The sequence below is a fragment of the Pseudomonas sp. PvP009 genome (genome assembly GCF_017832995.1).
GTDB lineage: Bacteria > Pseudomonadota > Gammaproteobacteria > Pseudomonadales > Pseudomonadaceae > Aquipseudomonas > Aquipseudomonas syringae.
The window spans coordinates 5,000,231-5,022,352 of the sequence record NZ_JAFIBG010000001.1; the positions used below are offsets into that span (position 1 = coordinate 5,000,231).

Sequence of the window (22,122 nt, forward strand, 5' to 3'; positions counted from 1 at the left end):
CTACCGACGGCTAACGGCAGATCGGTCAATGGGATCTTGGAACACGCCGAAAGACGCGCAGAGCAACACGCCTCATTCGGCGCAAGACGCCGGCCAGCCTTGGAATACTCATCAGCACTCTCTCAAGACGGGTGACCATGAGCAGCCTGCCAATCTGAACGGAACGGACTGAGGCTGTTGTGCTTGCCGGTAAATTGTTGAACGAGGCATTGAGGGTTCGCGAATAAATGCCCAGGTGCATGGCGGGCACCATGATCACGAGATTTCGCTTTCGCAGCCTGGCGCTCAGATAGTTGTAACGAGCAATTTTCTGGATGAAGTCCATGCAGGTAGCCGAGTCATGCTGGCCAAAATCAATCAGCACCCAGTCGCTTTCGACTTTATCCATGTGCTGGGCAATTCTGTTCGCCACAATGCCGCTTACACCATTGTCGTGAAGAAAATCATCCAGGCAGAACAAAGCGTGTTCGGTCGATGAATCGCTGACGGGTAGTTCGGAGAGGTTGTAGCGGTCATCAATCACAAGGACGGGAACAGTCTTCCTGTGCTCGTGCTGGATGCGCGCCAGCTGACAGATCAGTTGATGGCTGGCGGTACTGGAGCTCAACTGAGAAACGACGAATACCTTCACTTCGCCCCCTTGCTGTAGGACATGAAGGGCGTCGAGTTGTAGATGGCTTTCACAGCAGCCCACAGGCTTTCAAAATAGAAACTTTTCCCGTTATTTCGATAAGCACGAACGGCCGAAATCAAAATGCCAGGGAGTGACAGAAGGTTGTGGTGAAAGTAATCATCCTGCTGACGAGCAAACCAGGTCTGCGTGCCGCGTTGACGCAACATATTGCGCACTTCGCAGCTCTGCGTGATCAGTGTCTGTTTGGCCAGCGCAGGGTCTGTGAGGAAGCGATTGACCAGAAACTCCTGACGCGTACTCGGTAGCTGGTCGAGCAAGACGAGCCTCTCGAAGTCGCCGATAAACTCTCTGACCGTCTCACTGTCGTTTTTGAAGGTGGACTGCTGAACTACGTTATCGATCAGTTCGATCCAGGCTCGAACAGAGACGTGATCAAGACCGGTTGGAATGACGACCGCCGACGGGTTGGCCAGGTATTTGTCAGCAAATTGCCGCAATCTGGCCAGCGCGGTCTCGGCAGACAGGTTCAAAAGAGGTTTCTTTTCCAGCAGGGACACATAACAAGGCCCCGATACGCCGAGACATCCGTCAACGGATTCGACCGGAGCATTGCCACCCAGCAGCGCCCGGGAGGTCACTGACTGAGTGATGCCGAAAGGGTTGATCCGGTTCGGAATACCCGCGCGAGACGCTCGCAATGCATGCTCAATGTCTTCGTATTCCACCCAGTGCAGGGACTCGTCCAGCGGGCAGGCATTCCATACGTCCTTGCGACAAATGTAGAGACTGCCTGTCGGGTAACTTGCATCGTTGTTGTAGCGCATCGGGCTGGCGAAACAGAACCCGGTCCGGTCGACGTCCGGGAATATTGAAGGCGCAATGGACTGGGCATTACCGCTGGTGCGGTGCAGCCCCAGCAGCCCCTGCGCGACCTCGTCCATAGCCATGCCGTAATCCGAGTAACGCCGCGGATGCATGCTGATTCGGTTATCGAAGAACATGCTTTGCAAGGTCATCAACGGATAGCGCGGACCAAAGCGGCGGACAACTTCCCCGAAGTGTTTTGGCAAAAAGACGCGGTCATGCAGGATCACCAGATTGCTGTGTCTGGCCTCCAGCGCGAGACGGTTTTTCTTCTTGCATATCTGCACGGGCGGGGCCGTGATGTCCTCCCCCACGATGCGGACCTTGTCGAAATAGGCGAAGTTACTTCCCGGCGTGCCGCACAGCAGTATCTCCTTGTGCGGGATGTCAATTTCCAGAATGCGCTTCACGACGGCATTGAGAACGGTGGCGTCGCCTGGACCGACAGGAATGCCAAAGGTCCAGCTGTCGAGATCGTCGTTCGATTCCGCAGTCAGCCTGGATACTTTCTTGTAAGTGACCGAGTTGGCCGAACGCGCAATGACCTTGAGCGAGCCGGCGAAGTAATCACGATCCAGATAACACTCGATAGGCGAGTCTTCGATGACCGTGATTTTTTCGCCAACATTCAGAAAGTGCGCACCATCCCAAAGCAACAGCGGAGCCAGCGGTGAATCACTCTGGACACCATAAAAACAATAGCTACCCGCGCCATACATACGCAGCGGACGCTGCGCGGCATGTAGTTTCCTGATCACCCTTTCAGGCTTGCGAAAGGGATGCGCGCGAAATGAGATCAAGCTGGAACAGTCATGGGGCAGCAGTAGCCCCACCGGGAGGCTGCGCAAACTGCCAGCCGCTATGTAACCGAGGCTTGGGTGATGCTGCAGATGGGTCGTTTTCATGGTCAGACGACGTACTTGTCAGCAAGCGCACCCGGCACCTTCACGACAACGGTGGTCGCATCGGTGAGCGCTTCAAACGCCGTGATGTCGCCCGGCTCCAGAACGATGATGTCACCGGCATGCCAGACCTGATCGCGCATGTTGATTGACCCGGCGATGAGCACGGTTATCTCGGTGGCGACCTTGTGGTAATGAGCCGCTTCCTTTTCACCTGCCTTGTAGGTCTTGACCCCGACCTCACAGGACTCGGTACTGAAAACTGCAGGTTCGAATCCGCCCACGAACCAGCCTTTGACCATGTCTTCCAGTCTGGCCGTTTTCATCGCATTTCTCCTGCTTCGAAAGCGTGGAGCTGACTGTCGGTTTTCAGTGGCCGGTACTGATTCGGTTCGATCCGGTAGGCGCCGATCCTCTTCTGCAAGAGCACCAGCTCATTGAGAGCGGGGGCTATGTAGAAGTTGTCGTTGACCCTGGCGTCCTTGCGAATCATTTCTTTGGCCGCCGATACGAACAGCGAGCCGGACTTGAACCAGTACACACCGGCAATGGCGTTTGAGCTGATCGGATTTTTTTCGGCAGCTTCGATGACCCGGCAGTCGCTATCCAGGCGCGCGAATGAATAACGAGGGTGCAGAGAATTGAAGATGACCACTCCGGCATCCTCATGACTTTCCCGAAACGCGCGCACTACATCCTGCAGCTCGATATCCAGAAAATCGCTGACACTGAGAATCAGCAGTTCGTCATCGTTGTCGATTTCTTCACTCGCCAGAAGCGCCGTGCACGCCGCGCCCCGGGTGATGTTGTGAACCGGCAGAACACTGGCCGACGGGTGCATCTGCGGGACCATGTTGCGAAGGTGCAGCCGGGCGATATCGTGGTTCGAGAATGTGCAGATCATCCTGCGCGGCTGAAGTACTGCGCAGTTATCTATCAGTTTATGAATCAGTGGCTTGCCGTTGTATTCGCACAGGTAGTGCGGGTACTCGCCCTCATCGTGCGGCGCCTCTGACTGCCTGCCGGTCAGAAGGATGATGTTCAACGCGCTCACAGGACTGCCGCCTTTTCGAAGTTGATCTGTTCGACTTTGCCAAGAATGTTATTGAGGTTTACGTCGCATGTTTCAGCCACGACCAGAACATGAGCACCAGAGTCTCTGGCGGCCTTGATGCCATTCTCGTTGTCCTCGACGATGAGGCATTCTTCAGGCCGAAGACCCAGCTGGCTGATAGCCTTGGTATAGATGTCCGGCGCTGGCTTGGCATGCCTGACGTCTTCGTTGGAGAGCCGCAGATCAAGGTATCGGTCGAGATCTGCCCTGTTCATCATGACCTCCACGGTGTTGCGAATGGAGTTGGACGCCACTGCCAGCTTGTAACCCAGCGTTTTCAGTGATGACAACGCGTATTGATGCACAAAGGTCGGTTTGCACTGGGCGTAAACGATCTCCATGGTGTACTGCTGTTTCATCTCGTTGATGAAGGCGTGCAACGCAACCGGCAGGTCGCGTTCGACACTCAGCATGTCGAGTTTGCGCGAGGTGGGCAGACCGTCGTAGGCGGTGAGGTGTTCGTGGCGACTGATGTTGTAACCGAACAGGCTGAGCGCTTTGTTCAGTGCGTCGTAATGCCATTCCTTGGCGTCGATAAGGACACCGTCCATATCGAAAATCACTGCCTTGATCATGATTGCCTCACGTGAAGAAAGTGGCTGCGTCTGCGGGAAGATCAGTGCACAGCATCAAACGGTCCTGCGACCTGAACTCAAGCAATTGCTGCCACAGGGCGTCATGACCACGCCCGTGCAATTCGGGTGACACCACACAAATCCGCTTGCCCAGGGAAAGAAGATCGCCAATGACCTGGCTGGAGAACCACTCACCCTCAAAACCGTCAAGCCAGACGCCTGCAGCCTGTTCAAGCCAGGCAGGCGAAGGCTCAACGTCGCTGAGACGGGTGTAAGTGATGAGATTGGCGTTGAGGTAACTGCGCATGTCCGGAACCGCCATATCGAAGGCGAACCAGTTGGTATGGCCGTACCGCGCGAAGGTTTCAGCGAGAGCCTGCGCCAGGCCATCCGCCTTGACGTTGATGGCCAGAGGCAGGTTGCGGCCCGCCATGATGTCGAGCAGGCCGTCCAGCGTCAGCTCGCCGCCTGCGGGCATGTCGTGGGAAATAACCAGCTGGCCAGCCACATCACGGACATCGGTTTCGGTGCCGAAGCCAAGGTCGAATGATCGATGAAAAGCTTCGGGCAGATTGCGCTCTGGCCTTTGCAGCCAATAGCCGCGATGGCTGATGATCTGCATGTCAGGCCTCTTTTCCCGAGGCTGCCTGCCTGCTCAGCGGCAACGACAGGAACTGGTTGAGGTCTGCCGGGATGCCCAGGCCATACATGCCATGACCTTCTGCACCAATGCTGTAATGAATGACCCTGGCGCCCTGCCCGATGAGCTCGTTGTAAACCGGTGCGACATAGAACTCGCCATTGACGCGAAGATCTTTCGCGACCATCGCCTCGATGGCCGATATCAGTTGACCTGCACGGCGAAAGTTATAGATGCCGACAGTGGCCTCGTCAGAGATAACCTCTTTTTCCACCACACGGTCGATCAGGCCTGCTGCACTGAAGCCAACGAACGACCATTTCGGATCGCTGGCTTTCATGGTCATGATCAAGCCCTCTGCATCGCTCTCGTTAATTGCCTGCAGATAGGCGTTTATATCCACATCGACGTACTGGTCGCTGTTGGCAATCATCACTTGCTGGCTGTCGTCGAGCAGGTGCCTCGCTGCATACACCGAGCACGCAGCGCCCCCGGTCAGGCCACCGAGTTCGACGATCTCGCAGCCGGGCGCCCAGGCATTCAGTTTTTCCCTCAGCCCGTAACGGGCGACCTGTTCCGCCTGACAGATAAAGATGAATCTGTGCGGGCACTCCGGCGTCAGGTTGTCGATCACGACCTTGATCATCGGTACACCATGTACAGGAATCAACGGTTTGGGATCGATGTAGCCCGCAACCGCAAAGCGACTCCCGGCCCCAGCCATCGGAACGATAATTTGCAACATGGAAATACCTTTATGAATGGGGTGATGGCAAAGTTGATTGGAAGCATGGCATCGCGAAACAATGAATCAGTAGTAACCGTGCTCGGTCATCCGGCCACGCTCGAGCGTCAAGTAACGCTGGCAAAACTCTTTACCTTCTTCTACTGCGTGGGTAACAAGAATCAAGGCCATCCCGTCATCCTGCATCATGCGAATTCGTTCGTGGCATTTGCGCTTGAACTCTTCGTCCCCTACCGCAAGAACTTCGTCAGCCAGTAATGTCTGAGGCTCTACATGAACGGCGACTGAAAAACCCAGCCTCATGTACATGCCTGACGAATAGTTCTTTACCGGCGTATCGATGAAGTTTCCCAACCCGGAAAAATCGACAATCTCGTTGAAACGCGAACGCACTTCCTTGTTACTCAATCCAAACAGGCTGGCATTGAGGTAGATATTTTCCTCGCCGGTCAGTTCAGGGTGAAAACCCACCCCTATTTCGATTAGCGGTGCCACCCGACCCACGCTGGTCAGACGCCCACTGGTGGGCACAAGAATGCGTGAGACCAATTGCAACAAGGTACTTTTACCTGAACCGTTATGCCCCACCAGTGCAAGCGACTCACCTTTGTGCAAGGTGAACGATACATCGCTGACTGCCGTGAATGTTTCGGCACGCTCACGATATTGAGCGTCAAACAGCCCCAGAAACTTCTTCTTCAAACCACCCCTGTTGTGGCGCAGAACAAACTGTTTGGTGAGGTTTTCTGCCTTGATGACGACGCGATTCATAGATACTCCACCACGTTGTCCACCTTCCTGAACATCAACAGGCCCACAAGCAACGACGCAGCGCCCATGAACACGCACAGCAGCAGATCACGGGTCTCCGGAACGACTCCGGTATGCAGAATGCTGGTGAAAGTGTTGAAGTACAGGCCTATCGGGTTATAGGCCGCAATGCGGGCGATACCGTCGGGCAGCGATGAGGTCACCCATACGATGGGTGTGAGCCAGAACAGCAAGGGTAGAAACACGTCGATGAAGTGCTTGGCATCCCGTACGGTGACCTGAATGACACTGAGCGCCAGACCAAAGCCCATGATCAATGCCATGAATGCGATCAGCACAATCGGATAAAACAACAGCGCACGCGAAAAGACGCCACCGAGCATGGCAAATAGCGATGCATAGACGAGCATGCAGCCGGCCCAGAAAACAACGATTGCCAGCGCACCGGACACGGGTAGTAACAAACGGGGAAAACGCAACTTTCGAATGAGGTTGCCGTTATTGATCAGCCACTCTCCGCTTTGCGAAACAATTTGTGCCAGAAGCATCCAGTGGACAACACCGGTCACCAGGTGCAGCGCGAAGCGATCCTGACTACTGGGCAGAATATAGGTGAACACCGTGTAATACGTGAGTGTTACAACCAGCGGATTGCCCAATGACCAGACAAAGCCCAACGTTGCGCCCATGTAACGGATTTTTATTTCCTTGGAAACAAGATTGATGATCAGGTCACGCCACTTCATAACGCCCGGACTGCAAAAAGACGGCATACGGTATCCAGCTATTAATAGGTAAATCAGAGAGAGCGACTTTGACAACCAAGATCATAAATGGCTAACCTTATGGCCTCATGCTGCGAACACATGTTCTCTTCTTTTACCCAGCCACAGCTATAGGACGCCGCCTTAGTTGCTGTAGGAATATTCCACAAACTCCCAGCGGTAGCGAAATGAGCCCCTCGCCACACCCGTTCACGATCGCAAGGCACTTCCCTGCACGCGCGTTGATCTATAACGTCAATGGTCCTTTGCAACACGACCGCTCCAGCGATCACCCTTGAACAAGCGAGGCTACTCATGACCCAAACGTCCTACACCCCGCCGAAGGTCTGGCAGCAGGAAACAAAAGCGGGCGGCACGTTCGCCAGCATCAACCGGCCCGTCGCCGGCCCCACGCACGACAAGGTGCTGCCGGTCGGCAAGCACCCGCTGCAGCTTTATTCGCTGGCCACCCCCAACGGCGTGAAGGTCACGATCATGCTCGAAGAGCTGCTGGCGCTCGGGCACAGCGGCGCGGAATACGATGCCTGGCTGATCCGCATCTCCGAGGGCGATCAGTTCTCCAGCGGCTTTGTCGAGATCAACCCCAATTCCAAGATCCCGGCATTGCTGGATCGAAGCCATGAAACACCTGTTCGGGTATTCGAGTCCGGCTCTATCCTGCTGTACCTGGCAGAGAAGTTTTCCAGCTTCCTGCCCGCCGACCCGGCAGGCCGCACCGAAACGCTGAACTGGCTGTTCTGGCAGATGGGCGCTGCGCCGTATCTGGGTGGTGGTTTCGGGCATTTCTACGCCTATGCGCCCGAAAAACTCGAATACCCCATCAACCGCTTCGCGATGGAAGCAAAGCGCCAACTCGATGTGCTGAACCGTCGCCTGGGCGAGCACCGCTACCTGGCTGGCGACACCTACACGATTGCCGATATCGCGGTCTGGCCATGGTATGGCGCGCTGGTGCAGAACAAAGTGTATTCGGCTGCCGAATTCCTCTCGGTACACGAATACCCGAACCTGATTCGCTGGACAGAAGAAATCGCCGCACGCCCTGCCGTTATCAAAGGCCAGAAGGTCAATCGCACCTGGGGCGAAGAAGCCGATCAGGTTCCGGAGCGGCATCAGGCGTCCGATCTGGATAAATAAGGCACACGTCAAGTCCTTCGCGGACAGAAACCTGATGCTACAAACCCACAGGAAACTCTGGAACAGAACGTCCTGATCTGCACGTAAAGTAGCCGACCTTAGCCACCGCCCAAGGACGCGCCTTTATGAGCCGAACAACTGTTCTTCCAGACTTTCGCTTGCAATCGGCCATCAGGTTGCCACGCAGTGGAGTACTTTCAGTATGAGTACTCCCAACACACCGCATACGCCTGTACATGATCGCTTTGATGAAGTGCTCGCCATGATCCGGAGCGCTCGACAGCAGGCCGCACAAGCGGTGAACACCCAATTGATCGAGCTTTACTGGCAAGTCGGCGCTTACATCAGTCGCAAGCTTGAAAACGCTGAATGGGGTGACGCGGTGGTCACCCAGCTTGCCGAGCATCTGGCCACCACCCAGCCAGGACTGCGTGGTTTCACACGTCGTAATCTGTTTCGCATGCGCCAATTCTTTGAGGTCTACCGCGACGATGAGGTAGTGTCAGCGGTGCTGACACAATTGCCTTGGACCCATCACCTGATCATCTTCAGTCAAAGCAAGCGCCCCGAAGAGCGTGAGTTTTATCTGCGTATGGCAATCAGGGAAAAGTGGTCCAGTCGCGAACTTGAGCGCCAATTCAAGAACGCTCTATTCGAGCGCACTGTCACCCAGCCAGCCAAAGCCTCGGCGATGCTCAAGGAAACCCGGCCGGCCGCACTGGATATATTCCGTGATGCCTACATGGTGGAGTTTCTGGAGCTGCCACCGGGGCACGCCGAGGCGGACCTGCATGGCGGCTTGTTGAAACGCCTGAGGGACTTTCTGATCGAGCTAGGCCGCGATTTCTGTTTTGTCGGCTCCGAGTACGCGTTGCAGGTCGGCGGCCAGGACTTTGCTCTGGATCTGCTGTTTTTCCATCGAGGCCTCAATTGCCTCGTTGCCATTGAGCTCAAGGTCGGCCGCTTTGAGCCCGAATACCTCGGCAAACTGGACTTCTACCTGGAAGCGCTGGACCGCAACGAACGCAAACCCCATGAAAACCCGGCCATTGGCGTCTTACTCTGCGCCAGCAAAAACGACGAAGTCGTCGAGTACGCTCTGAACCGCTCGCTTTCACCCGCGTTGATTGCCGAGTACCAGACCCGCCTGCCGGACAGACAGTTACTGCAAGCGAAACTGCATGAGTTCTACGCGAGCGCTATGTTGAACGATCAGTGATACCTGCCAGGCGCACGATGCATTACGCTTGCGGGTACCAGCGCCGCAGCCTGCAAGCCTTTTCCACCCGGAGCCTCCAATGCCGCAAGACAAAGACCCTCGTGCCCACACCGCCCTGTCGCAAAGCGGACGCAGTGCCAGCAGCGGGCCCGGGATTGCGGTCAACCCACCCGTCGTACGCCTCAGTACAGTGCTGTTCGACAGTCTGGAAAGCTTGCGGCAGGCGGAAATTCGCACCGCGGGGCCTGAGCGCTCGCTGACTTACGGTGCCAACGGCAACCCGACTGCGTTTGCCTTGCAAGACCTGATCTCCGAGCTCGAAGGCGCACACGGCACCTGCCTGTACCCGACCGGGCTGGCCGCAGTGGCGCAGATGTTTCAATCGTTTCTGCGTCCCGGCGATCATGTCCTGATGACCGAATCGGTCTATGGCCCTGTTCGGCGGCTGGCGAAAACCATGCTGACGGCCTTCGACATCCAGTTCGATTTCTACGCGGCCGACGGCAGTAACGTGGAATCGCTGATCAAGGCCAACACCCGGATGATCTATGCCGAGGTGCCCGGCTCGCTGACATTCGACATGTGTGACCTGCCTGCCCTGTCACAGCTGTGCAAAGCAAGGAATCTGCTGCTGGCTGTGGATAACTCCTGGGGCTCGGGGGTGTTGTTCAAGCCGCTGGAGCTGGGCGCGGACATTTCGCTGATGGCCCTGACCAAGTACGTGGCCGGCCACTCCGACGTCATGATGGGCAGCGTCAGCACCACCGAAGCGCACTGGCATGCCCTGAAAACCATGAACACCGCCGTGGGCAATACCGTCAGCCCCGATGATGCCTATCTGGTGCTGCGTGGCGCCCGCAGTCTGGCGGCGCGCATGGCCATGCATGAGCGTCACGCGCTGCAGATCGCACAATGGCTGCAGGCCCAGCCTCAGGTTGCCCGCGTGCTCTATCTTGCGTTGCCGGACGATCCGGGGCACGCGATCTGGAAGCGCGATTTTCACGGCTGCAACGGTTTGCTCAGTTTCGAATTCAATACCACCGACCGGCAGGTGCTGGATCGCTTTACCGGCGCGTTGAAACTGTTCGGCGTCGGCTACTCCTGGGGTGGGTTTGAAAGCCTCATCACGGAAGTCGAACAACACGGGCCTGACCGCGGCGCTGGCCCGATGCTGCGGCTGCAGGTCGGCCTGGAAAGCCCGGAAGACCTGATCGCAGACCTGCGCAACGGATTCGCGGCAGGTTGAACCCGATAGGCGCTTGAAGAGCGCGGCTCCGTCGTCGCAATTTGCCCAGACGCCCTCGCTCTGCTAGTGTCGCGCGGTTTAACCTCTACCGGAAATGCCCCATGGCCCGCAAGAAAGCTGCACTGGATTTCGAACAGTCACTCGCTGATCTGCAAGCGCTGGTAGAGCGGTTGGAGAATGGCGAGTTGTCGCTGGAAGACTCCCTGACCGCCTTCGAGCAAGGTGTACGCCTGACCCGCGACTGCCAGAGCGCCCTCACCCAGGCCGAGCAGAAGGTTCAGGTGCTGCTGGAACGCGATGGCGAGCTGAGCGAAGAGCCGTTCGACGATGCGGAACTCCCCGAATGATCGCGAGCTATCAAGCGCAAAGCCAGACTCGCGTCAACGCAGCACTCGACGGGCTGTTCAAGGCTCCGGGCCCTGAGCTCGAACGCCTCTACCAAGCCATGCGCTACAGCGTGATGAACGGCGGCAAGCGCGTGCGCCCGCTGCTCGCGTATGCCGCCTGCGAAGCACTGGGCGGTGTAGCCGAGGATGCCAACGGCGCCGCCTGTGCCGTTGAACTGATTCATGCCTACTCGCTGGTACATGACGATTTGCCGGCAATGGACGACGACGACCTGCGTCGCGGCCAGCCGACCACGCACAAGGCCTTCGATGAAGCCTGCGCAATCCTCGCCGGTGACGGCCTGCAAAGCCTGGCCTTCACGGCCCTGCTCGCCCCCCACCTGACGTCACGCGATGCCGAGACGCGTCTGCAGATGGTTACCGCCCTCGCGACTGCGGCCGGACCTGCAGGCATGGTGGGTGGTCAGGCTATCGATCTGGGTTCAGTGGGGCTGAAGCTCGATCAGGCCGCGCTGGAATACATGCATCGCCACAAGACCGGCGCATTGATCGAAGCCAGCGTCCGGCTGGGCGCACTGGCCAGCGGTCACGCCGATCAGCCGCGACTCGATGCTCTGCAGGTCTACGCGCGTGCAATCGGCCTGGCTTTTCAGGTTCAGGACGACATTCTCGATGTCGAAAGCGATACCGCGACCCTCGGCAAGCGCCAGGGTGCCGACATCGCCCGCGACAAGCCGACCTACCCGGCGCTGCTGGGCCTGGAAGCGGCCAAACACTACGCACTGGAACTGCGTGATCAGGCGCTGCAGGCGCTGAGCCCGTTCGATGCCGCGGCGGAGCCGTTGCGCCAGTTGGCACGCTACATCGTCGAACGTCGCCACTGATCACTGTCACCGGACCGGAAAATCCGCTGAATCAACCACGCTTCATCGTGGTCTCAGTCATTACACATGTCAGTCGGCAGATCATCCGCCGACTCACTTCATGGGCAGCGTACGATGCATAAGGTAAACTGCCGCCTCTTTTACTTATAACGATTCGCCTGATGCCCACGACGTTCAAAGAGATCCCCCGCGAGCGCCCGGTCACGCCGTTGCTCGACCGAGCCGATACCCCGCACGGCCTGCGCCGTCTGGGCGAAGCCGAGCTGGAAACCCTGGCCGATGAGCTGCGCCTGGAATTGCTGTATTCCGTTGGCCAGACCGGAGGGCATTTTGGTGCCGGTCTCGGGGTCATCGAGCTGACCATCGCGCTGCATTACGTTTTCGACACCCCGGACGACCGTCTGGTGTGGGACGTGGGTCATCAAGCCTATCCGCACAAGATCCTCACCGGCCGTCGCGCGCGCATGTCCACCCTGCGCCAGAAGGACGGGGTTGCGGCCTTTCCGCGTCGCAGCGAAAGCGAGTACGACACCTTTGGTGTCGGGCACTCCAGCACCTCGATCAGCGCCGCGCTGGGCATGGCGATTGCCTCGCGCCTGCAGGGCAGCGAGCGCAAATCGATTGCCGTGATCGGCGACGGAGCGCTGACTGCCGGTATGGCCTTCGAAGCGCTGAACCACGCGCCGGAAGTGGCCGCCGACATGCTGGTGATCCTCAACGACAACGACATGTCGATCTCGCGCAATGTCGGCGGGCTGTCGAATTACCTGGCCAAGATTCTTTCCAGCCGCACCTACAGCAGCATGCGTGAAGGCAGCAAAAAGGTGCTTTCGCGCCTTCCCGGTGCCTGGGAAATCGCGCGGCGCACCGAGGAGTACGCCAAAGGCATGCTGGTCCCGGGCACGCTCTTCGAAGAGCTGGGCTGGAACTATATCGGTCCTATCGACGGCCACGACCTGCCGACCCTGATCGCCACCCTGCGCAACATGCGTGACCTGAAGGGCCCGCAGTTTCTGCATGTGGTGACCAAAAAGGGCAAGGGTTTCGAGCCGGCCGAAGTCGATCCGATCGGCTATCACGCCATCACCAAGCTCGAGCCGCTGAATGCGCCTGCCGCGCAGAAAAAGATCAGCGCACCGAAATACTCCGGCGTGTTCGGCCAGTGGATCTGTGACATGGCCGACGCTGACGCACGGCTGGTCGGCATCACGCCTGCGATGAAGGAAGGTTCGGATCTGGTCGCGTTCAGCGAACGCTTCCCCGAGCGCTACTTCGACGTGGCCATTGCCGAGCAACACGCAGTGACCCTGGCAGCCGGTATGGCCTGCGAAGGCAGCAAGCCGGTGGTGGCGATCTATTCGACCTTCCTGCAGCGTGGCTACGATCAGTTGATCCACGACGTCGCGGTACAGAACCTCGACGTGCTGTTCGCCATCGACCGCGCCGGACTGGTAGGCGAAGACGGCCCGACTCACGCAGGCAGCTTCGACCTCTCCTACCTGCGCTGCATCCCCGGCATGCTGGTGATGACGCCGAGCGATGAAAACGAACTGCGCAAGCTGCTCAGCACCGGTTACCTGCATACCGGCCCTGCGGCAGTACGCTACCCACGCGGCACCGGCCCTAATGCGGTGATCGAGGCCAATCTTGAACCGGTCGAGATCGGCAAGGGCGTTGTGCGGCGTCAAGGCCAGGGCGTTGCGATACTGGCGTTCGGCGTGCAACTGGCCGAGGCGTTGGTGGTGGCCGAGAAGCTCGATGCAACGGTGATCGACATGCGCTTCGTCAAACCACTGGACGAAGCCTTGGTGAGCGAAGCTGCCGCCAATCACGAGTTGCTGGTCACACTGGAAGAAAACGCCGTCATGGGCGGTGCCGGTGCTGCGGTCAGCGAGTTCCTGGCACGCGCTAATATCCTCAAGTCGGTATTGCACCTGGGCCTGCCGGATGTCTACGTCGAGCACGCCAAGCCTGCGCAGATGCTCACCGAGTGCGGCCTGGATGCCCAAGGGATCGAAGCCGCGATCAACGAGCGACTGGCCCTGATTGGCTGACTGCCAGAGGTTCCTCACGCGCCTGGCGTGAGGAACGATCATCACCCGTCTTCGTGCAGCAATCCTGATAACATGCTGCGCACTTCGACACTGCCGCGATGCCAGCCGATGCCTCATGTGACCCGTTCCGCCTCCACGCCTGAATTGACCTCGCTGTTCGCCACCCTGCAGCAGCACTTCCTGCAGGTCGTCGTTCCGCTGTGGCAGGGTCCTGGCTGGAACGCGCAACTGGCATTGCCCTACGAAGCACTCGACGCCGGCGATCAACCGTTGCCGCCGCAACGCTATCGCGCCATGGCCTGTGCGCGTCAGCTGTTTCTGTTCTCCAGCCTCATCGATCACGCACAAGTGCCAGATGCGCGGGCGCGGGCCGGTGAGTTGTTCCGTTCCCTGCAACAGCACTTCCACGATGCCGAGCATGGCGGCTGGTTCTACAGCATCGATCCACAGGGCAAGCCGCTGGATCGCCGCAAGGACCTCTACACCCACGCCTTCATTATTTTTGCCTGCGCGCATTACTGGGCGAAAGTGCAGGACCCGCTGGCAGAGTCGGTGCTCAACGCAGCGCTTAACGTTGTGGCAGAACGCTTTGCCGACGACGACGGACTGTACGAGGCGCAGCTCGATGAAGACTGGTCGGTGTTGGGCACCGGCCCGCTGCAAAACCCCTTGATGCATCTGGCAGAGGCCTTTCTGGCCACCCTGTCGGTGCGTGCCGACCCTGCCACGCAAGCGGCACTGGACGCGCTGGTTATCCACATGCAGCGCCGTTTCGTCGATACGGCAACCGGCGTGATGCTGGAGAAGCCTCTGGGCGCTGTGGATAACTGGTACGAGCCAGGTCATCAATTCGAATGGTTCTTCCTGCTGCAATCGTCGCCGGAACTGCACGGGTGCGAGCTGCATGAATCCATGACCCGCGCGTTCGCCTACGCCCAGGCGCAGGGTGTCGATCCACACAGCGGGGCTGTGACGGCGATGCTCGCGCTCGATGGTACGGTGCGCGATGCCACCCAGCGTATTTGGGCCCAGGCGGAATACCTGCGGGCCATGGCCCTGCGCCCGGACTGCGAGCTGGCCTTGACTCAGCAGTTGTCGGCCTTCGAGCAGCGCTTCCTGCATGCCAGGGGCTGGAACGAGTGCGTCGAGCCCGATGGCAGGGTCAGCCGCAGCGACATGCCGTCGACCACGCCCTACCACTTGGCCACCTGCTACATCGGCCTGGCGGATTTCGTCGAAAACCGCTTCGTTAGCGCATTCCCGCCGCCAACGCCGGCAGACAACTGATCGGGCCGAAACTGCGCGACCCGATCAGCACGTCAATCAACCGCGGTTGCGATCAATCGCAAAGCCGGCCCAGGTCTGGCTGACCGGCATCAGTTCCAGGCTGTTGATATTGACGTGGGCTGGCGTGTTCATGATCCAGAAGATGGTGTCGGCGATGTCCTGAGGCTGAATCGGCTCGGCACCTGCGTAGGTGGCATCGTATTTGGCCTGATCGCCACCGAAACGCACCAGCGAAAACTCGCTCTCGCACAGCCCCGGCTCAAGGTTGGTGACTCGCACGCCCGTGCCGATCAGATCGTTGCGCAGGTTCAGCGAGAACTGCCCGACAAAGGCCTTGGTGCCACCGTAGACGTTACCCCCCGGATACGGGTAGTTACCGGCGACCGACCCCAGGTTGACGATGCTCGCGCCGCGACCATGCGCGATCAGGCGTGGCAGCAGCAGACGCGTGGTGTAGACCAGACCTTTGACGTTGGTATCGATCATGGTGTCCCAGTCATCCAGATCGCACTTGGGTGCAGGATCGATTCCCAGCGCCAGGCCGGCATTGTTGATCAGCCCGCGAATGCTGCCGAACTCTTCAGGCAAACCTGCGATGCCGCTCTCCATCGCCTTGCGGTCACGCACATCCAGCACCAGCGTATGCACCTTGGTCTGCTTCGACAGCTCGGCGCTCAAGGCATCCAGACGGTCCTTGCGTCGACCGGTCAGCACCAGCGACCAGCCTGCCTCGGCGAAACGGCGGGCACACGCCTCGCCAAAACCGGAAGTGGCGCCCGTGATGAATACAGTGGAAGTCATTTCATTCTCCTGACATGGCGCAAAAACAGCGCTGCCTGTTAATAAGTTTCTGGCAAGGGCAGCAGAATGCCCGTCAGCGGGACATCGATGCAACAACCGAGTGTATTTGTACAAAAAACAACCAACCCGAAGCAAGCCGTGCGCCACGGGCCTCACAGACACTTTTGCCCACCTTATCCACAGTCAGACCCACAATCTCTGGGGGCAAGTCAGTGACGCTGCACGTCACGTGTTTCGGGGCCTGCAGCGTATCAGGCGAAGTTTTTTCCTTGACTTTGCCCAACACCGTCAAGAGGTCGCCAAGCGTCAGAAAACGGTGATGGCCTGTAGCCCAGACCCTATAACGTCCGGAGCAGTCTTTCCAAGGCTTGTTAACAGACTTATCCACAGGCTGTTAACCTGAAAAAGCTGTATGAACGACCAGCCTCTATGCTGTTGACAAACGCCCCGTAAAGTTGGCCGAAAACCTCTGTGCGAAATTTAACCACTCTTCTACAGGCCTTATTCATAAAGGGCTGCAGGCAAATACTCCCAAGTTATTAACAGCCAGTTCCACAGTAAACCTGAACAAGTCAAAACGGTGACAAAACAATCATTTGCAGCGGTTTTATGTCGCACTTATGAGACGCGCCAAAATTGTTTTCCACAATTCCATACGACCGCGCCCCAGATGCTTGAGCATCCGGGGCGCGCGAAGAAAACGGCAGGGTTTTGACGAATTCAGTGCCCGCCCAGATAAGCGTTTCTTACCTCTTCATTTACCAGCAATTCCTTCCCGGTGCCGGACAGTCGAATCTCGCCATTGACCATGACATAGGCCCGGTCAGACAGCTTGAGCGCATGGTTGGCGTTCTGCTCGACCAGGAATATCGTCATGCCCGTGGCTGCCAGTTCACGCAGGGTCGAAAAGATCTGTTTGACGATGATCGGTGCCAGGCCCAGGCTTGGCTCATCGAGCAACAGCAGCTTCGGACGACTCATCAGCGCGCGGGCGATGGCGAGCATTTGCTGCTCGCCTCCGGACATGGTCATGGCGCGCTGATTGCGACGTTCCTTGAGCCTGGGGAACAGCTCGAACATGCGCTGCATGTCTTCGGCCGAATGCTTGTCGCCAATCGGGATGGTGCCCATCATCAGGTTTTCTTCGACCGACATGTCGGGAAAGACCCGCCTCCCCTCCGGCGACTGCGCAATGCCGTTGGAGGCGATGTAATGCGAGGACTTCTGGGTGATGTCGGTGCCCTGATAGATGATCTGCCCGCTGGCCGCGCGCGGCTGACCGAAGATCGACATCAGCAGCGTGGACTTGCCCGCGCCGTTGGAGCCGATCAGGCTCACCGTTTCGCCCTCATTGATGTGCAGCGAGACTTTCTTCAGGGCCTGAATCGGCCCGTAAAACACATCGATCTCTTTCAGTTCGAGGATCGGCTTGCTCATACCAGCTCCTCTTCATCAGCGCCCAGATACGCGGCGATCACCTTGGGATCGTTACGGATCTGTTCCGGCCCGCCCATCGCAATCACGTTGCCATGGTCGAGCACCACAATATCGTCGGAAATCCCCATGACCATGCCCATGTCGTGCTCGATCAGCACGATGGTCATGTCGTGCTCGTCACGCAGCAGACGAATCATGCCGCTGAGTGCCTCGGTTTCCTGCGGGTTGAGGCCGGCAGCAGGCTCATCCAGGCAGATCACCTGCGGCCGCGTGCACATGGCTCGCGCAATCTCCAGACGGCGTTGCTGCCCGTAGGACAACTCGCCAGCCAGACGGTTGGCGCAGTCCACCAGATCGACCACCTCCAGCCAGTAGAACGCGGTATTCAGCGCGTCCTCTTCGGCCTTGCGATAGCCCCTGGTATTCAGAATCCCGCTGATCAGGCTGCGGTTGACCCACATGTGCTGGGCGACCAGCAGGTTTTCGACCACCGACATTTCCTTGAACAGACGAATGTTCTGGAACGTGCGCGCCAGCCCTGCCCTGTTGACCAGATGGGTGCCGCCGAACATCTTGTAGTACACCCGGCTGAGGAAGCTTTTCGGCGACACGAAGTCAGTCGCTTGGAACGGCTCCCCCAACAGCCTGATCACGTTGGTGGTCTTGCCACGGGTATGCAGCTCGATGCGTCCGCCAGTGGCCTTGTAGAAACCGGTCAGGCAGTTGAAGACCGTGGTCTTGCCCGCTCCGTTGGGGCCGATCAGGGCGAAGATCGAATTGCGACGGACTTTGAGGCTGACGTCGCTGAGGGCCTTGATGCCGCCAAAGTGCATCATCAGGTGCTCGACGGAGAGAATCACTTCAGTGCTCATCGCGCAGCCCCCTCTGTTACCAGCGCGCCTTTGCGCGGTTTCACCCCGGTGCGGCTGATGCGAATCAGGCCGCGTGGTCGCCAGATCATCATCAGCACCATCAGAATCCCGAACAGCAGCACGCGGTACTCGGAGAAGCTGCGCAGCAGTTCAGGCGCAACGGTCAGCACGAACGCGGCGATCACCACACCGACGGTCGAGCCCATGCCGCCCAGCACCACAATCGCCAGAATCAGCGCCGACTCGAAAAAGGTGAACGAGGTCGGGTTGACGAAGCCCTGGTAGCTGGCAAAAAACACCCCGGCAAGGCCTGCGGTCGATGCGCCAATCGTGAACGCCGACAGTTTGACCAGCACGTGATTGAGGCCCATCGAACGACAGGCGATCTCGTCCTCGCGCAAGGCTTCCCAGGCACGCCCGATCGGCATGCGCGTCAGGCGATGCTTGATGAACAACACCGCCAGCACGACCAGGAACAGCACGGCGTAGATGAAGATGAATTTCAGGTCCGGGTTGTAATCGAAGCCGAAATATTCATGGATCGGCACACCGCCATCCTTGGCGCGTCGGCCGAATTCCAGCCCGAGGAAGGTGGGCGCGGGCACCGGCACACCGTTCGGGCCGCCGGTGAACGACAGCCAGTTGTTCAGCACCAGGCGAATGATCTCGCCGAACCCGAGAGTCACGATGGCCAGATAGTCGCCATGCATGCGCAACACCGGGAAGCCGAGAATGCATCCGGCCAGCGCCGCCGCAATCGCCGCCAGCGGCAAGGCCGACCAGAAGCCCAGGCCCAGATACTGATAGCCCAGCGCCAGACCATAAGCACCGATGGCGTAAAACGCCACGTAGCCAAGGTCGAGCAGCCCCGCCAGACCGACCACGATGTTCAGACCCAGGCCGAGCAGCACGTAGATCAGACCAAGGATGACCACGGTCAGAATGTACTTGTTGGCGAAGATCGGGAACACGATGGCAATCACGATCAGCAGCGGAATGATCCAGTACAGGCTCGATCGATGATCCGGTTTGAGCACATGCACGCCGGAGTCGGAGCTTTCGAAGCTCTGGGAAACACGCAGGCCTCTGGGTGTTTGCAGAAACAGACTGATCAGAAAGCGACCGATCATGACCACGCCCACCAGCCAGGCCACGCGGGTCGGCTGCAGGTTGAAGCTGTAGCCATCGAGCACGATCCCGACGATGGGGCCGAACACGATCAGCGCCAGCAACCCGGCGACCACGGCGTCTATCAGACTCTTCTTGATTTCAACAGGTTTGGAAACTGGAACAGCAACAGGAGCGGACATACTTATACCTTCGCCACGAGTGGGCGACCCAGCAGGCCTTGGGGACGGAAGATCAGAATCAGCACCAGCAGGCCGAAACTGAACACGTCTTTGTAATCGGAGTTGATCAGACCGGAGAACTGCGACTCGGCAACCCCCAGGATCAAACCGCCCAGCATGGCACCCGGCAACGAACCGATCCCGCCCAGCACGGCCGCAGTAAACGCCTTGATGCCGATGATGAAGCCGGCATAGAAGTCGAACGTGCCGTAATTCATGGTGATCAGCACACCGGCCAGCGCAGCCATGGCAGCGCCGATGATGAACACATAGGAAATGACCCGGTCGGTGTTGATGCCGAGGATCGAGGCCATCTTGCGGTCTTGCTGCGTGGCCCGGCACATGCGGCCCAGCTTGGTGTACTTGATGATGTAGGTCAGCACGCCCATGCCGACGAAGGCGGCAATGAGGATGAAGATCTTGGTGTAGGTGATCTGCACGAAGCCGCTGCCGACTTCAAAGCGCCACGCACCTTCGAGCAGCGTCGGCACGCCTTGCTGGCGCGCGCCCTGGCTGATCTGTGCGTAGTTCTGCAGGATCAGGGAAATGCCGATGGCGCTGATCAGCGGCGCCAGACGGGTCGAGTTGCGCAGTGGCTTGTACGCCACACGCTCGATGACGAAGCCGTAAACGCCAGTGACCACAATGGTGAAGATCAGCGTACCGAGAATCAGGAATGGAAAGGATTCCACTCCGAAGAAAGACAGAACCGCGAGGCCGATGGCGGCCAGGTAGGCGGAAATCATGTACACGTCGCCATGGGCGAAGTTGATCATGCCGATGATGCCGTAGACCATCGTATAACCGATGGCGATGAGGCCGTAGACAGACCCGAGAGTGAGTCCGTTGACCATTTGTTGCAGGAAGATTCCATCCATCACGCACACTCACACAAAAAGGCAGCTCAGCACCCCGCCAGTCACACCCTCGTGAGGCATGACCGACAGGTCCGAAAACGATAGAAGAGATGCAGGCTCGCTCTTGGGCGAGCCCATCATCGGGTCAGCGCCTGACGCGCAGGGCCGACGCGAGGTCTATCTCACTTCTGTTTTTCGAGTTGCTTGTATTTGCCGGCGGCGTCCCACTGGTAAACCACGTAGTCGGAGACTTTCAGGTCACCCTTGGCATCCCAGGCTTTTTCACCCATGACAGTCTTGACCGGGTTGGCCTTGAGCCAGACGGCGGCTGCGTCACCCTTGTTGGACTTGGCGCCATTGAACCCGGCCGCCAGGGCCTGTACCGAAGCGTAAGCGTACAGCGTGTAACCTTCAGGCTCGTAACCGGCCTTGCGGAACTGTTCCACGACAGCCTTGCTGTCTGGCAATGCGCGCGGGTCAGCGCCGAAGGTCATGTACACGCCATCGACGTACTGTGCGCCACCCGCAGTGGTGACCAGTTCGTCGGTCACGACGCCATCATCGGACATGAACTTGACGTCCTTGAGGCCCTGCTCGCGCATCTGCCGAACCAGTGGACCGGCTTCCGGGTGAAGACCGCCGAAGTACACGACATCAGCGCCTACCGAGCGAATCTTTGTCACCAGCGCACTGAAATCCTTCTCGCCACGGGTCAGACCCTCTTCGAGGATCGGCTTGACGCCACGCGCGGTCAGTTGCTTGGCCGTTGCGTCAGCGAGGCCCTTACCGTAAGTGTCCTTGTCGTTGATAACAGCGACTTTCTTGCCTTTGAGCACGTCGACGATGTAGTCACCGGCAACGATACCCTGCTGATCGTCACGACCGCACATGCGGAACATTTCTTTCATGCCTCGCTCGGTCACGGTCGGGTTGGTCGAGCCTGGCGTGATGGCAATCACCCCTGCATCGCTGTAGATATCCGAAGCCGGAATGGTCGACGATGAACAGAAGTGTCCGACCACGCCAATCACCTTGTCCTGATCCACCAGGCGGTTGGCAACCGCCACGGCCTGCTTGGGCTCACAGGCGTCATCGCCCGCGACCAGTACGATGTTCTCCCCGTTGACACCACCTGCCGCATTGATCGCGTCGGCTGCTGCCTGCGCGCCCTTCATGTACTGCTGACCAAACGACGCGTTCGCGCCGGTCATCGGGCCCGCTACGCCGATTTTCACGTCCGCCTGTGCAAACGAAGACACGCCCAATGCAGTAGCCACTGCGATTGCCAGAAAACCTTTCCTGTAAAACGTATGCGACATAAGTGGTGCTCCTGAGGATATTTTTTTAGTTGGCACTTTCATGATCGAACAGATACAGAGTTGCTCAGAGCAAGGCGCGTGCCATCGCTTTTTAGTTGAGGAAGATGTCGCGTTTTTCGTGTCGATCCATCATGCAACGCCGCGCAACAGGGCACTCTGGTTGCTTCGAGCGCGCAAGGTGCAACCCCGGAATAAAAAAGAGCAACCCGTGCGCACTCGAGTAGCAACCAGCACATGCCATGATGGGCAACCCACCTGTAACAGCCCACGTCACCGAATTGCA

The 22,122-nt window shown here is 58.4% G+C and carries 22 protein-coding genes; 7 read left to right on the forward strand and 15 right to left on the reverse strand.

Annotated features, from left to right (window positions below; all coding sequences use genetic code 11):
- Positions 1-25: 25 nt before the first annotated feature.
- The 9 genes from JOE29_RS21530 to JOE29_RS21570 all read right to left on the reverse strand — a co-directional run bounded on the left by JOE29_RS21530 (position 26) and on the right by JOE29_RS21570 (position 7,018).
- Positions 26-631 (reverse strand): hypothetical protein, encoded by a 606-nt coding sequence (locus tag JOE29_RS21530; RefSeq protein WP_003317243.1) that lies wholly within the window; start codon positions 629-631, stop codon positions 26-28.
- Positions 628-2,403 carry a hypothetical protein gene (locus JOE29_RS21535; protein WP_122233666.1) on the reverse strand — a complete coding sequence of 592 codons (1,776 nt, stop codon included), beginning with the start codon at positions 2,401-2,403 and terminating at the stop codon, positions 628-630. The genes JOE29_RS21530 and JOE29_RS21535 overlap by 4 nt, the downstream gene beginning before the upstream one ends.
- 2 nt (positions 2,404-2,405) lie before the next feature.
- A complete protein-coding gene (locus JOE29_RS21540) occupies positions 2,406-2,726 on the reverse strand; it encodes a hypothetical protein (protein ID WP_024665263.1) in 321 nt (106 codons plus the stop codon).
- Positions 2,723-3,454, reverse strand: a complete 732-nt coding sequence (locus JOE29_RS21545) for a glycosyltransferase family 2 protein (RefSeq protein WP_003422304.1) — start codon at positions 3,452-3,454, stop codon at positions 2,723-2,725. The genes JOE29_RS21540 and JOE29_RS21545 overlap by 4 nt, the downstream gene beginning before the upstream one ends.
- Complete coding sequence (locus JOE29_RS21550; RefSeq protein WP_003422306.1) at positions 3,451-4,089, reverse strand: HAD family phosphatase; 639 nt, start codon at positions 4,087-4,089, stop codon at positions 3,451-3,453. Before JOE29_RS21550 ends, JOE29_RS21545 begins: the two co-directional genes overlap by 4 nt.
- A gap of 7 nt (positions 4,090-4,096) precedes the next feature.
- Positions 4,097-4,711, reverse strand: coding sequence for a hypothetical protein (locus tag JOE29_RS21555; protein WP_057407562.1), 615 nt, complete (start codon positions 4,709-4,711; stop codon positions 4,097-4,099).
- 1 nt (position 4,712) lies between these two features.
- The gene (locus JOE29_RS21560) at positions 4,713-5,474 is read right to left on the reverse strand and encodes a glycosyltransferase family 2 protein (RefSeq protein ID WP_003393497.1); all 762 of its coding nucleotides are present in this window, start codon (positions 5,472-5,474) and stop codon (positions 4,713-4,715) included.
- Between the two features lie 66 nt (positions 5,475-5,540).
- Positions 5,541-6,245 carry an ABC transporter ATP-binding protein gene (locus JOE29_RS21565; protein WP_003393498.1) on the reverse strand — a complete coding sequence of 235 codons (705 nt, stop codon included), beginning with the start codon at positions 6,243-6,245 and terminating at the stop codon, positions 5,541-5,543.
- Positions 6,242-7,018: an ABC transporter permease gene (locus JOE29_RS21570; protein ID WP_016567081.1), complete on the reverse strand. Its 777-nt coding sequence runs from the start codon at positions 7,016-7,018 to the stop codon at positions 6,242-6,244. The genes JOE29_RS21565 and JOE29_RS21570 overlap by 4 nt, the downstream gene beginning before the upstream one ends.
- Before the next feature lie 306 nt (positions 7,019-7,324).
- On the opposite strand from JOE29_RS21570, the gene yghU reads away from it, so the two are divergent.
- The 7 genes from yghU to JOE29_RS21605 all read left to right on the forward strand — a co-directional run bounded on the left by yghU (position 7,325) and on the right by JOE29_RS21605 (position 15,204).
- Positions 7,325-8,167, forward strand: a complete 843-nt coding sequence (gene yghU, locus JOE29_RS21575) for a glutathione-dependent disulfide-bond oxidoreductase (protein WP_003317234.1) — start codon at positions 7,325-7,327, stop codon at positions 8,165-8,167.
- A gap of 202 nt (positions 8,168-8,369) precedes the next feature.
- Positions 8,370-9,386 (forward strand): PDDEXK nuclease domain-containing protein, encoded by a 1,017-nt coding sequence (locus JOE29_RS21580; protein WP_003422326.1) that lies wholly within the window; start codon positions 8,370-8,372, stop codon positions 9,384-9,386.
- A 79-nt stretch (positions 9,387-9,465) separates the two neighbouring features.
- Positions 9,466-10,632 (forward strand): cystathionine beta-lyase, encoded by a 1,167-nt coding sequence (metC, locus tag JOE29_RS21585; RefSeq protein WP_003317232.1) that lies wholly within the window; start codon positions 9,466-9,468, stop codon positions 10,630-10,632.
- 101 nt (positions 10,633-10,733) lie between these two features.
- The gene (locus JOE29_RS21590) at positions 10,734-10,979 is read left to right on the forward strand and encodes an exodeoxyribonuclease VII small subunit (RefSeq protein ID WP_002551852.1); all 246 of its coding nucleotides are present in this window, start codon (positions 10,734-10,736) and stop codon (positions 10,977-10,979) included.
- Positions 10,976-11,863 (forward strand): (2E,6E)-farnesyl diphosphate synthase, encoded by an 888-nt coding sequence (locus JOE29_RS21595; protein WP_004407877.1) that lies wholly within the window; start codon positions 10,976-10,978, stop codon positions 11,861-11,863. Before JOE29_RS21590 ends, JOE29_RS21595 begins: the two co-directional genes overlap by 4 nt.
- Before the next feature lie 161 nt (positions 11,864-12,024).
- Entirely contained in the window at positions 12,025-13,917 is a 1,893-nt protein-coding gene (gene dxs, locus JOE29_RS21600) for a 1-deoxy-D-xylulose-5-phosphate synthase (protein WP_003422330.1), read from the forward strand.
- Positions 13,918-13,989: 72 nt separating this feature from the next.
- Entirely contained in the window at positions 13,990-15,204 is a 1,215-nt protein-coding gene (locus JOE29_RS21605; RefSeq protein WP_057445838.1) for an AGE family epimerase/isomerase, read from the forward strand.
- A gap of 36 nt (positions 15,205-15,240) precedes the next feature.
- Here the strand turns inward: JOE29_RS21605 and JOE29_RS21610 are convergent, their stop codons facing one another.
- The 6 genes from JOE29_RS21610 to JOE29_RS21635 all read right to left on the reverse strand — a co-directional run bounded on the left by JOE29_RS21610 (position 15,241) and on the right by JOE29_RS21635 (position 21,839).
- The gene (locus JOE29_RS21610) at positions 15,241-16,005 is read right to left on the reverse strand and encodes an SDR family oxidoreductase (RefSeq protein ID WP_003317227.1); all 765 of its coding nucleotides are present in this window, start codon (positions 16,003-16,005) and stop codon (positions 15,241-15,243) included.
- Positions 16,006-16,725: 720 nt separating this feature from the next.
- Positions 16,726-17,442, reverse strand: a complete 717-nt coding sequence (locus tag JOE29_RS21615; RefSeq protein WP_003317226.1) for an ABC transporter ATP-binding protein — start codon at positions 17,440-17,442, stop codon at positions 16,726-16,728.
- The gene (locus JOE29_RS21620; RefSeq protein WP_003317225.1) at positions 17,439-18,314 is read right to left on the reverse strand and encodes an ATP-binding cassette domain-containing protein; all 876 of its coding nucleotides are present in this window, start codon (positions 18,312-18,314) and stop codon (positions 17,439-17,441) included. Before JOE29_RS21620 ends, JOE29_RS21615 begins: the two co-directional genes overlap by 4 nt.
- Positions 18,311-19,624, reverse strand: coding sequence for a high-affinity branched-chain amino acid ABC transporter permease LivM (livM, locus tag JOE29_RS21625; protein WP_161421774.1), 1,314 nt, complete (start codon positions 19,622-19,624; stop codon positions 18,311-18,313). Before livM ends, JOE29_RS21620 begins: the two co-directional genes overlap by 4 nt.
- 2 nt (positions 19,625-19,626) lie before the next feature.
- Complete coding sequence (locus JOE29_RS21630; protein WP_003317221.1) at positions 19,627-20,541, reverse strand: branched-chain amino acid ABC transporter permease; 915 nt, start codon at positions 20,539-20,541, stop codon at positions 19,627-19,629.
- 161 nt (positions 20,542-20,702) lie between these two features.
- Positions 20,703-21,839: a branched-chain amino acid ABC transporter substrate-binding protein gene (locus JOE29_RS21635; RefSeq protein ID WP_210079849.1), complete on the reverse strand. Its 1,137-nt coding sequence runs from the start codon at positions 21,837-21,839 to the stop codon at positions 20,703-20,705.
- Positions 21,840-22,122 lie beyond the last annotated feature (283 nt).